This window comes from Streptomyces sp. NPDC030296, assembly GCF_055572815.1.
Genome location: NZ_JBVICQ010000001.1, coordinates 896360 through 909911, shown reverse-complemented (window position 1 = coordinate 909911; position 13552 = coordinate 896360). Strand labels below are relative to the sequence as shown.

At 71.5% G+C, this 13552-nt stretch carries 12 protein-coding genes; 3 read left to right on the top strand and 9 right to left on the bottom strand.

Annotated elements, in window-relative coordinates; all coding sequences use genetic code 11:
* Positions 1 to 211 precede the first annotated feature (211 nt).
* Positions 212 to 1258 (bottom strand): serine/threonine-protein kinase, encoded by a 1047-nt coding sequence (locus ACZ4Z3_RS03775; RefSeq protein ID WP_468499485.1) that lies wholly within the window; start codon positions 1256 to 1258, stop codon positions 212 to 214.
* A gap of 152 nt (positions 1259 to 1410) precedes the next feature.
* Between ACZ4Z3_RS03775 and ACZ4Z3_RS03770 the strand changes: the two genes are divergently transcribed.
* Both ACZ4Z3_RS03770 and ACZ4Z3_RS03765 read left to right on the top strand, forming a co-directional pair.
* Positions 1411 to 4314 (top strand): bifunctional glycosyltransferase/CDP-glycerol:glycerophosphate glycerophosphotransferase, encoded by a 2904-nt coding sequence (locus tag ACZ4Z3_RS03770; RefSeq protein ID WP_468499484.1) that lies wholly within the window; start codon positions 1411 to 1413, stop codon positions 4312 to 4314.
* Positions 4311 to 5417: a glycosyltransferase gene (locus tag ACZ4Z3_RS03765; RefSeq protein WP_468499483.1), complete on the top strand. Its 1107-nt coding sequence runs from the start codon at positions 4311 to 4313 to the stop codon at positions 5415 to 5417. Before ACZ4Z3_RS03770 ends, ACZ4Z3_RS03765 begins: the two co-directional genes overlap by 4 nt.
* An 80-nt stretch (positions 5418 to 5497) precedes the next feature.
* Here the strand turns inward: ACZ4Z3_RS03765 and ACZ4Z3_RS03760 are convergent, their stop codons facing one another.
* Entirely contained in the window at positions 5498 to 6376 is an 879-nt protein-coding gene (locus ACZ4Z3_RS03760) for an ABC transporter ATP-binding protein (protein WP_468499482.1), read from the bottom strand.
* Positions 6369 to 7358, bottom strand: a complete 990-nt coding sequence (locus ACZ4Z3_RS03755) for an ABC transporter permease (protein WP_468499481.1) — start codon at positions 7356 to 7358, stop codon at positions 6369 to 6371. The genes ACZ4Z3_RS03760 and ACZ4Z3_RS03755 overlap by 8 nt, the downstream gene beginning before the upstream one ends.
* Positions 7359 to 7554: 196 nt before the next feature.
* On the opposite strand from ACZ4Z3_RS03755, the gene ACZ4Z3_RS03750 reads away from it, so the two are divergent.
* The gene (locus tag ACZ4Z3_RS03750; RefSeq protein ID WP_359694884.1) at positions 7555 to 8193 is read left to right on the top strand and encodes a TetR/AcrR family transcriptional regulator; all 639 of its coding nucleotides are present in this window, start codon (positions 7555 to 7557) and stop codon (positions 8191 to 8193) included.
* A gap of 182 nt (positions 8194 to 8375) precedes the next feature.
* On the opposite strand, the gene ACZ4Z3_RS03745 is transcribed toward ACZ4Z3_RS03750, so the two are convergent.
* The 6 genes from ACZ4Z3_RS03745 to ACZ4Z3_RS03720 all read right to left on the bottom strand — a co-directional run bounded on the left by ACZ4Z3_RS03745 (position 8376) and on the right by ACZ4Z3_RS03720 (position 13456).
* Positions 8376 to 8783: a cytidine/deoxycytidylate deaminase family protein gene (locus tag ACZ4Z3_RS03745; protein ID WP_468499480.1), complete on the bottom strand. Its 408-nt coding sequence runs from the start codon at positions 8781 to 8783 to the stop codon at positions 8376 to 8378.
* Positions 8784 to 8960: 177 nt separating this feature from the next.
* Complete coding sequence (locus ACZ4Z3_RS03740; protein ID WP_468499479.1) at positions 8961 to 9332, bottom strand: toxin-antitoxin system YwqK family antitoxin; 372 nt, start codon at positions 9330 to 9332, stop codon at positions 8961 to 8963.
* Entirely contained in the window at positions 9329 to 9913 is a 585-nt protein-coding gene (locus ACZ4Z3_RS03735) for a pentapeptide repeat-containing protein (protein WP_468499478.1), read from the bottom strand. Before ACZ4Z3_RS03735 ends, ACZ4Z3_RS03740 begins: the two co-directional genes overlap by 4 nt.
* A 25-nt stretch (positions 9914 to 9938) precedes the next feature.
* The gene (locus tag ACZ4Z3_RS03730; RefSeq protein WP_468499477.1) at positions 9939 to 10580 is read right to left on the bottom strand and encodes a hypothetical protein; all 642 of its coding nucleotides are present in this window, start codon (positions 10578 to 10580) and stop codon (positions 9939 to 9941) included.
* Positions 10581 to 10589: 9 nt separating this feature from the next.
* Complete coding sequence (locus ACZ4Z3_RS03725; protein ID WP_468499476.1) at positions 10590 to 13025, bottom strand: hypothetical protein; 2436 nt, start codon at positions 13023 to 13025, stop codon at positions 10590 to 10592.
* Positions 13022 to 13456, bottom strand: coding sequence for a DUF6507 family protein (locus tag ACZ4Z3_RS03720; RefSeq protein WP_055516803.1), 435 nt, complete (start codon positions 13454 to 13456; stop codon positions 13022 to 13024). The genes ACZ4Z3_RS03725 and ACZ4Z3_RS03720 overlap by 4 nt, the downstream gene beginning before the upstream one ends.
* Between the last annotated feature and the right edge of the window lie 96 nt (positions 13457 to 13552).

The window sequence follows — 13552 nt, the reverse complement described above, 5'->3', positions numbered from 1 at the left end:
TAGCCGGCGGTCTCTCGTGGGTCCTGCGGTCCCAGAGGGCTCAGGATGTCGCCAGTGCTGGTGGTAATGGGAGCCTCCCCCGGTACGGTGCCGAACTCCTGTGCCGCGTGCGGGCACTTGAAGCGGATCCGAAGCTTATACGGCACTTACGACACCTGGAGCTGGCGTTACGGTTCCGTGTGGGTACCGGTACGTGGTGCCGTAGAAGCGTCTAGGGTTCGCGGCGTACCCGGCGCTGCCATTCCTCGTCCCGCATCGTGATCGGCGCCGTCGCCGGGAGCCTGCGGGCCGTCGGGGCGTCCGCCAGGCTCGGGGGGACCGGAGCCGTCGGGGCCTCGGTGAGCGACAGGGTGTGGAACGCCGTCTCGATGATGGCCACCGACGTCGCGAAGGGCGCGGGGAGCCAGCCGGTGAAGTCGCGGACGTCCCTGCGGGCCGCTCCCGCGCAGTGCTCGGCGATGTCGGCGGCCGAGGGGCGGGCGACGGGGTCGGCGGTGAGGCAGCGGCGGATCACGTCGAGCAGGGGCCGGTCGATGCCGTCGAGGGCGGGCGGGTCGACGTCGGTCGCGGCGATGCGCGTCGCGATGGCGAGCGGGTTGCCCCGGCCGTACGGGTGGCGTCCGGTGGCGGCGATCGCGGCGACCAGACCGAGGGCGAACACGTCCGACGCTGAGGTGACCCGGCGGCCCAGCGCGTGCTCGGGGGACATGTAGTGCGGGGTGCCGATGAGGCGGCCGGCGGTGGTGAGGGTGGCGGCGCCCGCGGCCCGTGCGATGCCGAAGTCGAGCAGCCAGGGCCCGTCGGTGGCGAGGAGCAGGTTGGCGGGCTTGATGTCGCGGTGGATGACCCCGGCGGTGTGCACGGCGTCCAGCGCGTGGGCGGCGCAGGCCAGCAGCTGCAGCACCGTCGGCATCGGCAGCGGGCCGTGGGTGTCCAGGGCCTCGCCGAGCGGGACGCCCGGTACGTAGCGCGTGGCCAGCCAGGGGCGTCGCGCCGCCGCGTCGTGGTCGACGATCGGCACCAGGTGGTAGCCGGAGACCCGGCGGCCGGCGGCCACCTCGCGGGCGAAGCGCTCCCGGAAGGCCGGGCTGTCGGCGTACTCCGGACGGACCAACTTCAGGGCGACCGGCTGGCCGCCCCGGCTGCGGGAGAGGTACACGGTGCCCATGCCGCCCTCGCCGATCCTGGCGTACAGCGGGTACCCGGAGATCTCCCGCGGATCGTCCGCCCGCAGCGGCCCAGGCACCACCCCGCGCATCGACCGGCCCCCTCTGCTCCCGCTCCCACGTCCCCTCGGAGGGTATCGCGGGGGACGCGGCCCCACCCCGCCCCGGACGCAACCCGGGTACCTCCCATGGCCTCTACCTGAGTGGCCCTCAACGGCGCGATGCCTTATAGAGGGAACAAAGCATGATGTTTGGGGTGAACGTGGAGCAGCAGCCGCAATCAGCGACAGCCGGGCCTGCCGTACCCGCCGGGCCGGCCGTGTCCGTCGTCGTCATCGTCTACAACGACGAGGCCAGGCTGCCCACGGCCGTCCGGTCGGTCCTGGAGCAGACGCTGCGCGGCGTCGAGGTCGTGATCGTCGACGACCACAGCTCGGACGGTTCGTACGAGGTGGCCGCCCGGCTCGCCGCCCGCCACCCCGACCGCGTACGGGCGTACCGGCTCCCGGAGAACAGCGGCGGCTGCGGCGCGCCCCGCAACGAGGGCATCCGGCGGGCCCGCGGCGCGTACGTCATGTTCCTCGACAGCGACGACGTCCTGGAGCGCAACGCCTGCCGGAACATGCTGGAGGCGGCCGAGACGACCGGCGCCGACCTCGTCTCCGGGCTGTGCGTCCGCGTGCACGTGGACACCCGTACGAAGAAGGAGGTCAAGTGGTATCCGTGGCTGTACTCCCGCACACGGACGCTCGACTCCGTCTCCGAGCTGCCCGACCTGCTGGTGTACGACACCCTGTCGACCAACAAGTGCTACCGGCGTGACTTCCTGGTCGGGGGCGGCCTGGAGTTCCCCGTCGGCATCCACTACGAGGACCTGTTCTTCTCCGCCCAGGTGTACGCGGCCGCCCGCCGGATCACGCTCATCCCCAACCGGGTCTACGACTGGAACGTCGTCGAGCGGCCCGGCGCCGAGTCGATCAGCAACCGGCGGGCCGAGATCGCCAATTTCGCGCACCGCATGGAGATCCACCGCAGGGTCGACCGGCTCCTCGCCGACCGGGGGCTGCCGGAGCTGAAGTTCGCCAAGGACGTCAAGTTCCTCAAGCACGACCTGGTGCTGCACCTGCGCGATCTGCCGTTCCGGGACGCCGCCTACCGCCAGGAGTTCGCCGCGCTGGCCAACGCCTATCTGGTGTCGATCGACCCGGCCGCGTACGACGAGGTCGAGCCCATCCACGCGATCTGCGCCTATCTGCTGCGCGAGCGCGACTGGGACAACCTGCTGCCCGCCGTGGACACCCTCACCAACCGCGACAAGGTGTCCGCCCCGATGGCCGAGCGCGACGGGCGGATCTACTGGTGTGCCGAGCACATCGAGGAGGACACCTTCGCGCGGCGGATCCTGGACGTCACCGAACTCGGCTACCACGCACGGCCGGTCGGGAAGATGTTCCTGCGCAACGAGCTGACCGAGTACTCCCGGCCGGGGCGCGGCGGAGTCGTCCGGCTCGCCGGCCGTGTCACCAACCCCCTCGGGGTCATCCCGCCCGGCGCCCGGCTCACCGCCGAGCTGGAGTTCTACGCCCGCCGCCCCGGCGTCCGCTTCCGGACCTTCCGGGTGCCGGTGGCCGCCGTACGGCACGAGGGCCCGTACGTGTCGTGGGAGGCCACCGCCGACATCGAGAAGGTCCTGCGGCCGCTCGGCATCGTGGACGCCGTGTGGGACGTCCGCCTCCATCTCGGTGTCGACGGCGAGCGGACGTCGACGCGGCTCACCGCCGCGGAACCGGGCCTCGCGAGCGGGCAACTGCCGGTCCGCCCCCGCCTGACCCGGCTGGTCGCCGACCGGGTCGAGCCGCACATCTCCGCCCGCGGCCACCTCGCCTTCCGGCTGGTCCCGGACAAGAAGACCAACGACCTCGTCGTCCGCGGCCTGCGCGGCACCCCCGGGCGACTGGCCAAGACCGGCTACCGCAAGGCCAAGTCACTGCGCAAGAAGGCCACCTCCGGGGACACCAAAATCCGCCTTTATCACGAGGCGTTCCTGCGGCTGCCGCGGCGCCGGCGCCTGGTCGTCTTCGAGAGCCACCTCGGCCGGCAGTACAGCGACAGCCCCCGGGCGATCTACGAGGAGATGCGCCGCCAGGGCCTCGACTTCGAGGCGGTGTGGTCGTACGCGGGACGCCCGGACGGCTTCCCCTCCGACGCGACCCTCGTACGCCGCTGGTCCCTGCCCTACCTCAGGGCGCTGGCCCGCGCCGAGTTCTGGATCGACAACCAGAGCTACCCGCTGAAGCTGACCAAGCGGCCCGGCACGACGTACCTCCAGACCTGGCACGGCTCCGCCCTCAAGCGCATGGGCTTCGACGAGCCGAGCTGGAAGCTCAAGTCCCGTGCCGCGCAGGCGGAGCAGCAGCGCACCCTGGACCGCTTCGACCGCTTCCTCATCCGCTCCGAGCACGACGTGCGCACCCTCGCCAAGGCGTTCCGCCTCCGCGAGAAGGCTCTGCTACGGGTGGGCTACCCCCGCAACGACGTCCTCGTCCAGGCCCGGGGCGCCACCGAACGCCCGCCCCTGGCAGCCGAGTTGGGCATCCCCGCCGACAAGAAGGTCCTGCTGTACGCGCCGACGTTCCGCCAGTCGGGGCAGAAGCGGTTCGCGCTGCCGTTCGACGTGGAGCGCTTCGCGGAGACCTTCGGCGACGAGTACGTCCTCCTCGTCCGCGCCCACTACCTCAACCACGTCGTGCTCCCGCCCTCCGTACGGGGCCGCGTCGTCGACGTGTCCGGCCACCACGACGTGACGCCCCTGCTCACCCTCGCGGACGCGCTGATCACGGACTACTCGTCGGTGATGTTCGACTACGCGCTCCTGGACCGTCCGATGCTGTTCTTCACGTACGACTACGACGCGTACGTGCACGAGGGCCGCGGCACCTACTTCGACCTGATGGAACGGGCACCCGGGCCGGTGGTCCGCACGGAGGACGAGCTGCACGCCGTCCTCGCGGGCTCCTCGCTGGAGGAGCAGTCGGTGAAGTACGCGGCCGCGAGGGAGCGGTTCACGGCCGCCTTCGGCGAGTACGACAAGGGCACGGCCGCGCGGCGGATCGTCGACGAGTTCTTCTCCGACTGGAGGCGCAAGTGACCGGGCAGCGGGACGGGCGGCGGGACATCTTCCTCGTCGCCAACAGCGTCGACGAACTGGGCGGGGTGACCAGCTGGACCCACCAGATGGCCCGGCTGTTCACCGAGCGGGGCCACCGCGTCCACGTCATCGGCGTCGCCACACCGGAGGACCCGCACGACCTCGGAGACCTCCCCTACCCCACGACCAGGCTGTACGACGGCCAGCCGCCCGCCCCCGGCCGGGCGCGGGACGCGAGCATGCGGGAGCGGGCCGCCCGGCTGACCCGGATCTTCGGCGCTGCCCGCCCGGGAGCGGTCGTCGTCGTCACCCAGGTGTGGGCGATGGAGTGGGTGCGGCTCGCCGACACCCGCGGACTGACCGTCATCGGCATGAGCCACGAGTCGTACGAGACCGCGAAGGCCAGCTCCCGCTTCCGCCGCGTCCTGAAGTACTACGCGGACGTCGACCGCATGCTCGTCCTCACCCGTGAGGACGCCGACCTGTGGATCGGCGAGGGCATGAACAACGCCTCGTTCATGCCGAACGCCGTGCCCTGGCTGCCCGACGTGCCCTCGCCGCGCACCGGGAAGGCCGTCGTCAGCATCGGCCGGCTGAGCGACGAGAAGGGTGTCGACATGCTCCTCGACACCTGGGCGGAGGTCGCCCCGGCCCACCCCGACTGGACCCTGCGGATCTATGGGTCCGGCGAGGACGAGGAGCTCCTGCGCAAGCAGTGCACGGCACTCGGCCTCGACGACTCGGTGGCCTGGATGGGCCGTACCGCCGACGTCCCGGCCGCCCTGAGGGAGGCATCCGTCTTCGCGCTCTCCTCGCGGGGCGAGGGCTTCCCGCTCGCCCTCATGGAAGCGATGGCGATGGCCGTGCCGTGCGCCGCGTTCGACTGCGCGCCCGGCGTCCACGAGATCGTCGCCGACGGCGAGGACGGCCTGCTGGCCCGGCCCGGCAACACCGCCGAACTGGCCCGCAAGCTGGACCTGCTGATGTCGGACAAGGCGCTGCGGGACCGTATGGGCGACCGGGCGAGGGAGAACGTACGGCGTTACGGGACGGCCGAGATCGTGGACAGGTGGGAGAATCTCTTCGCGTTCCTGGAGAGGTGACGGCGGGCGGACCGGAGGAGGCCGGGCTGTTGGGGCCCGCGCTGTTGAGGGCCGGGCCGGAAGGGGCGGTGGTCAGGCGGTTACTTCTTGCCGCCGGTGAACTTCTCGTACTCCTTCAGCACCTCGTCCGTCGGCCCGTCCATCCGCAGCTCGCCGCGCTCCAGCCACAGCACCCGGTCGCAGGTGTCCCGGATCGACTTGTTGTTGTGGCTGACCAGGAAAACGGTCCCGGCGTGCTTGCGCAGCTCACGGATGCGCGCCTCGGACCGCTTCTGGAACGACCGGTCGCCCGTCGCCAGCGCCTCGTCGATCAGCAGCACGTCGTGGTCCTTGGCCGCGGCGATGGAGAACCGGAGCCGCGCCGCCATGCCGGAGGAATACGTCCGCATCGGCAGCGTGATGAAGTCGCCCTTCTCGTTGATGCCGGAGAAGTCGACGATCTCCTGGTACCGCTCACGGACCTGCTCACGGGACATCCCCATCGCGAGCCCGCCGAGGTACACGTTGCGCTCGCCGGTGAGGTCGTTCATCAGTGCGGCGTTCACCCCGAGCAGGGAGGGCTGGCCGTCGGTGTAGATCCGGCCGTTCTCCACCGGCAGCAGCCCCGCCACCGCCTTGAGTAGCGTCGACTTCCCGGACCCGTTGGTGCCGATGAGCCCGATGGCCTCGCCCCGGTACGCGGTGAAGGACACGTTCCGCACGGCGTGCACCTTGCGCACACCGGCCGCCTTCTCGCTCTTCTTCCGCCGGAGCATGCGGTTCAGCGCGGCCGTGGCGCTGCCGCGCCCGGCCCCCGTGCCGTTGACCCGGTAGACGATGTCGACGCCGTCGACGACGACGGTGGGGACGGGCTCGTCCACGACGGCGGGGGCGTGCTCGTGCCCGGAGGTGGGGGCAGGCGCGTCGGTGGCGCCCGGCGTGTCCCGCCGTGTGCCCGGGAGGGTGTTGGTGTCAGCCACGGCCGTAGGTCTCCTCAGCCTTCCAGAAGTAGATGAATCCGCCGACGCCCGCGACGAGCGCCCAGCCCGCGGCGACCGCCCAGACGTGGTGGGGGAGTTGGCCGCCCTCGAAGCTGTCGATGAGCGCGAACCGCATGAGGTCGATGTAGAGCGCGGCCGGGTTGTACTCCAGCAGCAGGTGCACGGCGTACGGCAGGTCGCGGTCGGCGAGGATCCTGTCGATGCTGAACATCACGCCCGACGCGTACATCCACGTGCGCAGCACGAACGGCATCAGCTGGGAGATGTCGGGGGTCTTGGCGCCGATGCGGGCCATGGCCATCGCGACACCGGCGTTGAACACGAACTGCAGGGCCAGAGCGGGCACGATCAGCAGCCAGGACAGGGTGACCGGAACGCCGAAGGCCAGCAGGATCACGGCCAACGCGGCCATGGAGAACAGCAGTTGCTGGAGCTGCTGGAGGCAGTACGACACGGGCAGCGAGGCCCGGGGGAAGTGCAGGGCGCGGACCAGGCCGAGACTGCCGGATATCGCCCGGGTGCCGGCCATGATCGAGCTCTGGGTGAACGTCCACACGAACACGCCGGTCACAAGGAACGGCACGTAGTCCGGGACGCCGTGCTTCGTGCCCATCAGGACGCCGAAGATGAAGTAGTACACGGCCGCGTTGAGCAGCGGGTTGGCGATCTGCCAGATCTGGCCGAGCTTCGCCTGGCTGTACTGCGCGGTGAGCTTCGCCGTGGCGAAGGCCGTGATGAAGTGCCGCCGCGCCCACAGCTGCCGTACGTACGCGCCCAGGGAGGGACGGGCCCCGCTGACGGTGAGGCCGTGGCGCGCGGCGAGCTGCGCGGGGGTCTCGGTCGGGGTCTCGGCGGGGGCCGGGGCGCCGGCGGCGGTCGGGACGCCGGTGGTGGCCGGGGTGCCGGTGTCGGCCGGGGTGCCGGTATCGGCCGGGGGCGGTGTGTCGAGGACCTGGCTCACATCCGCTGCTTTCGCTAGGTGGGGGCGGGCGACGGGGCGGGGCGGGGCGACGGGGCGGGTGCCGCTCTTACTTTTCTCGGTGATTCTCTTGCCCGACCCTTACGTCGGGACGGGACCGTATCGTCGTTACGTGAGCGTAAGCCGATCGGACGTCGGAACGCAACCGTTTCGTCGTGACGCCCCTATGCTGGTCGGCATGACGACGAACGCCGACCCATCCGGGGCCCAGCCGCCGCCCCGGCCGCGCCGCCGGGCGCCCGCCGGGGCGGCCGTGCTCCGTGAGGACGTGACCGAGGCGATCAGGGCGGCGGTGTTCGAGGAGCTGGCGGCCGTCGGCTACGCCCGGATGTCCATCGAGGGGATCGCGCGGCGCGCGGGCGTCGGCAAGACGGCGGTGTACCGCCGCTGGCGCTCCAAGCTGCACCTCGTGCTCGACCTCGTGTCGGCCGTGGCGGTCCAGGGGCTGCCGACGCCGGACACGGGTTCCCTGGAAGGCGACCTCCGGCTGCTCTACGAGGTCACGTCGCGCGCCCTGCGGCACCCCGTGGCCGGCCAGATCATCCCCGACCTTCAGGCCGAGGCCGCCCGCAACCCCGACATCGCCGAGGCCATGCAGAAGGCGCTGAGCGAGGGGCAGCAGAGCGTCGCCACGGGCATCGTCGCGGCGGCGGTCGCGCGGGGCGAGGTGCGCGAGGGCGTCGACGAGAACCTGGCGCTGGATCTGATCTCCGGCCCGCTGTACTGGCGGTCGGTGGTGGTGCGCACGCCGAAGCTGCCGAAGGGGTATCTGGAGGGGCTGACGAGAGCCACTGCGGCGGCGTTGCGGGCGTTGTAGGGGTTACCGGGGGCTGGGGGCCGAGCGGCTCGGAGGGAGGGTGGCTCAGCCGTGTGGGTCTCCGCGGCCGTGTGGGGCTGGTCGCGCAGTTCCCCGCGCCCCTTGGGGCCCTGGCCTTGGTGGCCGTTCCTCAGGTGCGCGGCCCGGCGATCCTCGTTGCCCTGAAGGCCGGGGGAAGCCGGCTAGTCGGTGTCGAGCTGGTGGTCGGCCCAGATGTAGCTCTCCGGGAGCAGGGCGGTGACGGGGACGGCGCGGAGGCGGTCGGCTCGGCCGACGATGACCTTGAGGGTGGGGAAGTAGTCGAGCAGAACCTGACGGCACCGGCCGCACGGGGGCACGACCCCACGGTCCCGGTCCCCGACGGCGACGATCGTGTCCAGCTCGTAGGCGCCCTGGGAGGCCGCCGCGCCGATGAGGACCAGCTCGGCGCAGGGGCCGCCCGTGAAGTGGTAGGCGTTCACCGCGGTGACGATCCGCCCGTCCCGGGCGCGGGCCGCCGCGGCCATGGTGTGGTTGTCGCCCTGACAACGAGTGCGGGCGACGTGGGCCGCCGCCTCGATGAGCTCGTGGTCTATGTCGTCGGTCCGCATGTTCTTCCTCTCCGCCTCCCCGGCTGCCGACGACCTTGACCCGAGTGGCGAGCCCGGGCAAGCGGATATTCACAGCCGCGCGGTCAGCGCCGGGTGAGCGCCGCCGAGAGTTCCTCCACAGCGCGTCGAGGGGTGGTGAGCACAGCATGTCCTTGGGATCGGTCTGGCGCGGAGGGGTCATTCAGATTCCTGGCGCCACCTCCTGGTGGGCTGCCCGTTTTCGTCCCAGTGGAAGTCCTGCAGCATGGTCAGGCCGTTTTCTGCGAACACCTGTTCCGCGGCGAGTGTGCCGTCGGGGTGCCATTCTCTGGCGACTCCGACCGGGCGCCCCATGCGTGCCGTCGCCTCGGAGCGAAGGGTGCCGTCCTTGTACCACTCGCGGCTGGGACCGTCCTGGAAGCCGTCGACGTACGAGTCCAGACTCATGACTACACCGCCGGAGCGCTCTTCGACTTCTCCGGTGAAGGGGCGCCCCCGATACAGCAGACGTTGCTCGTCATCCATGTCGACCTCGGGGTCGTCGATGTCGATTCGTGGTACCGGAGTCATTGCGGGATCCCATTGGCATCGGTCGGCGGGGTGCCCGTGACTGTGGGCGCCGTACGACGAGCGGGGCCGGGCCGAGTGGGTGTCCCCGGCAGGGGCAGCACGCGGATGTCCCCGCCCCGGTCGCGCACCCATTCCTCCAGCTCCGCCCCGGCGACCTCCCGGCCCGCGCTGCCCTGCCCGTCGACCAGGCGGACCGGGCCGAAGACCGTCCCCGAGAGCCCTTCGACCTTCGTGTCGTGGTCCAAGGTCACCCTGAAGGAGTTCTCGCGGAGCACGGCGTAGGACAGATCGGCGCCGCGCAGGTCCACGTCCAGCAGCGACGCGCCCATGAAGCGGGTGCCACGAAACGAGGCACCCGTGGCGTCCGCGTCGCACAGGGACGCCTTCACCAGGTCCGCGCCGTCGAGAACCGCGCCCCGCAGCACGGCTCCGTCCAGGACGGTCCGTACGAGCGACGCGCACGACAGGTCCGCCCCGGAGAAGTCGGCGTCCTGGGCGTCGGCCCGGTAGAGGTCCGCGCCGGCGAGGCGGGCCCCGACGAAGCTCGCCCCGCCGAGCCAGGCACCCGCGAGGTTCCTCACCGCACCACCGGTCACCGTGCGCCGGTCACAGCAGGTCCGTCAGGTCCGGGCCGCGGCCGTCGATGATGTCGGGCGTCTTGATGCCGTGGCCCTCGGCACGGCCGAAGTAGGTCGGCTCACCGGGCTCCGCCGCCACACCCAGCAGCGTGTCCAGAGCTTGGAGGGCCGCGGCAAGGCGGGGGGCGTTGTGCTTCTCGACGTCCGGGTGCGGGAAGCCGCGGAAGTCGAAGTGACCCCAGATGTCGTGGTGGACGGCCAGGTCGGCGGAGAGCCCCAGCGGGTCGGGCGAGACGGTCAGCTCGACCAGGCGGTGCTCGCGCCGCTCCTCGCCCACCGCGTCGAGCCAGGTGCCGTGGCCCGAGACCAGGAGGTCGGCCACCTGGGCGTCGGGGAAACCGACGGGACGGGTCGCCAGGAGGCACCCGGGCAGGGCGGGGTCGTCGAGCGGACCCTGGAGCGACAGCCGCGTGGTGACCCCGATGCCTCCGACGCCGTCCACGTACCAGTGCCATTCGAGGGCGCCCGGGACCAGCAGACCGTGCTCGCGCAGGACACCGGACATCCGGGCCGCCACCGACAGCGCCGATTCCAGGCCGGGAGGCGCGTAGTCATCGAGCTCCCAGCTCCAGGACGCGCACTCCCGCGGAGCGCGCAGCAGAGACGACATGAGTGTTCCTTACGGGTAGACCGGACCGTTGGCGGGGAGGGTGATGGAGCCGTCCTCGAACCGCAACTCGAAGGTGGCGTTGCTGCGCCTCGCGTGCCCCTCGACGCGCCTCAGGATGTCATCCGTGACGTTGGCCTTCAGATCGTGGATGTCGAGGATCGCCACCTTCTGGCCCGCGATGGGCCCGGCGAGCTGCTTGGCGGCGATCTTCTTGGCCGCGGAGTTGATGCCGGACACCGACTGCACGTCCTTGAGCTGGACGCCGTACTCGATCTGGTCCCCGGACTTGATCAGAACGTCCAGGTCCAGCTTGGCGTCCGGGTCCTTCAGCTCCAGCGCCAGGTTCTTGTGCCCGCGTGCCTGCAGCTCCGTCGTGTGCTCCATGGCCATGTAGACGGCGGGGGTCATGTCGCCCTGCTTGCACTGGGCGAGCAGGTCGCCGTATCCGGGAAGGTCCGCGAGGTTGCCGCGGGCGATGTGTTCGGCGATCCCCGAGCCGTAGTCGCTCTTGCGCAGCTGGACGAGCAGACGCTGCTGGTCGTGCGCCTGCATCTTCGCCTTGCCGAGCTGGTCCACGACCGCGGCTTCCTGGTCCGGTGTCATGCTGCCGGTGCGCGGGGAGGGCGTCGCGTCGCCCTCGCTGAAGTCGGGGCGGCCGGGACCGTCCCCACCGCCGGGACCGTCGCCACCGCCGGGACCGTCGCCACCGCCGGGACCGTCGCCACCGCCGGGACCGTCGCCACCGCCGGGACCGTCGCCTCCACCGGGACCGTCGCCTCCACCGCCGGGGCCGTCGCCTCCACCGGGGCCGTCGCCGTGGCCACCGCCGCCGGGTCCGTCGCCGTGGCCGCCGCGCGGGGTCTCCGCGTGGCCGCCGCCCGGCGTCTCGTGGCTCCCGGACGGGCCGCGTCCCAGGTCGTCGGCTCGGCCGCCCGGAAGGTGATCCGCGCGACCGCCCGGCAGACCGTCGTTCCCGGCCCGCCCGGAGCCGCCGAGGACGTCCCCGCCCCGGCCCACGCTCGCCGTGCCGTCACCCGTCTTCGCCCCGGCCCCCACCAGTTCGGGCTGTGGCCCGCGGACGTCGGCGCCCCGCTCCGCCGCCGTCCCCTCGTGCTTGATGCCGTCCAGGGATTCGCGCACGGTGCCGTCGGCGTTGTGCATGACCAGGGTCTTGGTGTCGAGGTAGACGACCTCGCCCTTGGGGGTTTCCATGCGGACGCTGTTCTCGGGGGTCAGGCCCGCGGGGAGCTCGTCCGTCAGGTTCGGGGTGTCGGCGATGCGGTAGGTGCCCTCGCCGAGGCGGATGTGGGTGCCGTCGGTGATGCCGCGCAGGCTGGCCATGACGTCGCTGATCTTCACCGCGGTCGCGCCGACGCCCTTGGTGATGTACGTCATCGGGTCGACGATCCTGCCGGCCTTGCCGGCGAAGGAGATCGCCTTGGCGATGGCGCCCGCCTTGCCGGCGCCGGAGACGGCGCCGCCGGCTCCGCCGGTGAAGATGGTGGTGACGACGTTGAAGGTGACCGCTCCGGCCGCGCGCGAGGGGTTCTTGCCCCACTCGTCGTAGGCGATCAGCGCCTTGCCGGTCTCCACGACCGCCGTGCGGGAGTCGCGCAGCCAGGAGGGCAGCTTGTCGGCCGGCGTGAGCCAGTACGCGGCGCCCAGCGGTGTCGCGGTGATCGCGATGCCGGTCAGGAGCTTGCCCAGGCCGGTCCATGCCTGGCCGGCCGCGTCCCAGCCGTTGAAGCCGACGAGGGTGCCCAGGCCCTTGATGGTGCCCCAGACGCCGTCCACGACGAAGCCGACGGCGAAGTCCCAGACGTGTTCGTGGATGTAGTACCAGGGGTTGGACTCCTCCACCGGGTCGCCCCAGGGCAGACCGCCGGCGTGGTCGAGGTCCTCGCCCCGGTAGCCGTACATGTTCTCTTTGTTCGAGCCGTCGTTGACGACCAGCGGCTCCCCGCCCACCAGCGCGACGATCTTGTTGTAGCAGTCGCGCTCGGCCGCCTGGAACGCGGCGTAGGCGGCGTTGATGTCCGAACGGCGGTTGTTGTTCTCCTCGACGAGGTCGCCGTCGGCACGCCACTCGTCATCGTCCGCGATCTTCGCGCGGAAGGCGATGGCGTCCCGGCGGAGCTGCTCGAACTTCTGCTTGAGGGGCCCGACCGCCGCCGCGTAGTCGTCGAGGGCGGAGGCCACGGTCCCCAGCTCGGTGGAGAACTCCTCGCCCTTCGCCGCGACCGGCGCCGTCGTCGCGAACAGCTGGTCCGCCTCCGGCGCCTTGTAGTACGCCGACAGGCCGCCGAAGCGGGTGTCGATCGCCGAGCCCGAGTCCTTCAGCGAGGTCCCGGCCGACCGGATGCCGCTGATGTGCTGGTCCAGCAGCTCCAGGTTGCCGGTGAACTCGGGGACTTCCTCCGGGATGACGGGGATGTCGTCGCTCACTTCGGCCCCTGCCCGCCGTCGCCGCCGACGCCGGGCGGCGGGGGCACCACCGTCGCCTTGAGCGCGTTGGCCTGGTGCTGGGCGGCCATGTCCAGGTCACCGGTGACGTAGGCGTTGGTGGCCTTGGCGGCGCCCTGCACGGAGTCGATGGTCCGCTGCGCCATGAACGCCAGCTTGTTCTGCCGTTCCTCCAGGTACTTGCTCAGCGCCGCCGCGACCGGGCCGACCGGCACACGCGGGGTGCCGGCGGCGACCGGTCCGATCATGGGGCCGCTGAACTGCCCCCCGGGCACGGCCGTTCCGGCCGACTCGGCCGCGCTCGCCATGTTCGTCACCAGTGAGTTGGCGGCCTTCTCCAGACCGCCCGCCGCCTCACCGGTCGAGTTCAGCGTGCTCTGCACGTTGACCGGATCGATGTCCCAAGCCGGCATCGTCGTTACCCCCGTAACGTTCGCTTCCCTCAGTACACACGCGCAACCGGCATCGTTCGGTTCCCACCGGAGAGCGGGACTTCACGGCCGTCGCAC

What these genes read in the sequence shown, in the direction of transcription:
- ACZ4Z3_RS03775 (WP_468499485.1), bottom strand. Translation starts at nt 1,258, where the DNA reads ATGCGCGGGGTGGTGCCTGGGCCGCTGCGGGCGGACGATCCGCGGGAG.
- ACZ4Z3_RS03770 (WP_468499484.1), top strand. Translation starts at nt 1,411, where the DNA reads ATGATGTTTGGGGTGAACGTGGAGCAGCAGCCGCAATCAGCGACAGCC.
- ACZ4Z3_RS03750 (WP_359694884.1), top strand. Translation starts at nt 7,555, where the DNA reads ATGACGACGAACGCCGACCCATCCGGGGCCCAGCCGCCGCCCCGGCCG.
- ACZ4Z3_RS03745 (WP_468499480.1), bottom strand. Translation starts at nt 8,783, where the DNA reads ATGCGGACCGACGACATAGACCACGAGCTCATCGAGGCGGCGGCCCAC.
- ACZ4Z3_RS03740 (WP_468499479.1), bottom strand. Translation starts at nt 9,332, where the DNA reads ATGACTCCGGTACCACGAATCGACATCGACGACCCCGAGGTCGACATG.
- ACZ4Z3_RS03730 (WP_468499477.1), bottom strand. Translation starts at nt 10,580, where the DNA reads ATGTCGTCTCTGCTGCGCGCTCCGCGGGAGTGCGCGTCCTGGAGCTGG.
- ACZ4Z3_RS03720 (WP_055516803.1), bottom strand. Translation starts at nt 13,456, where the DNA reads ATGCCGGCTTGGGACATCGATCCGGTCAACGTGCAGAGCACGCTGAAC.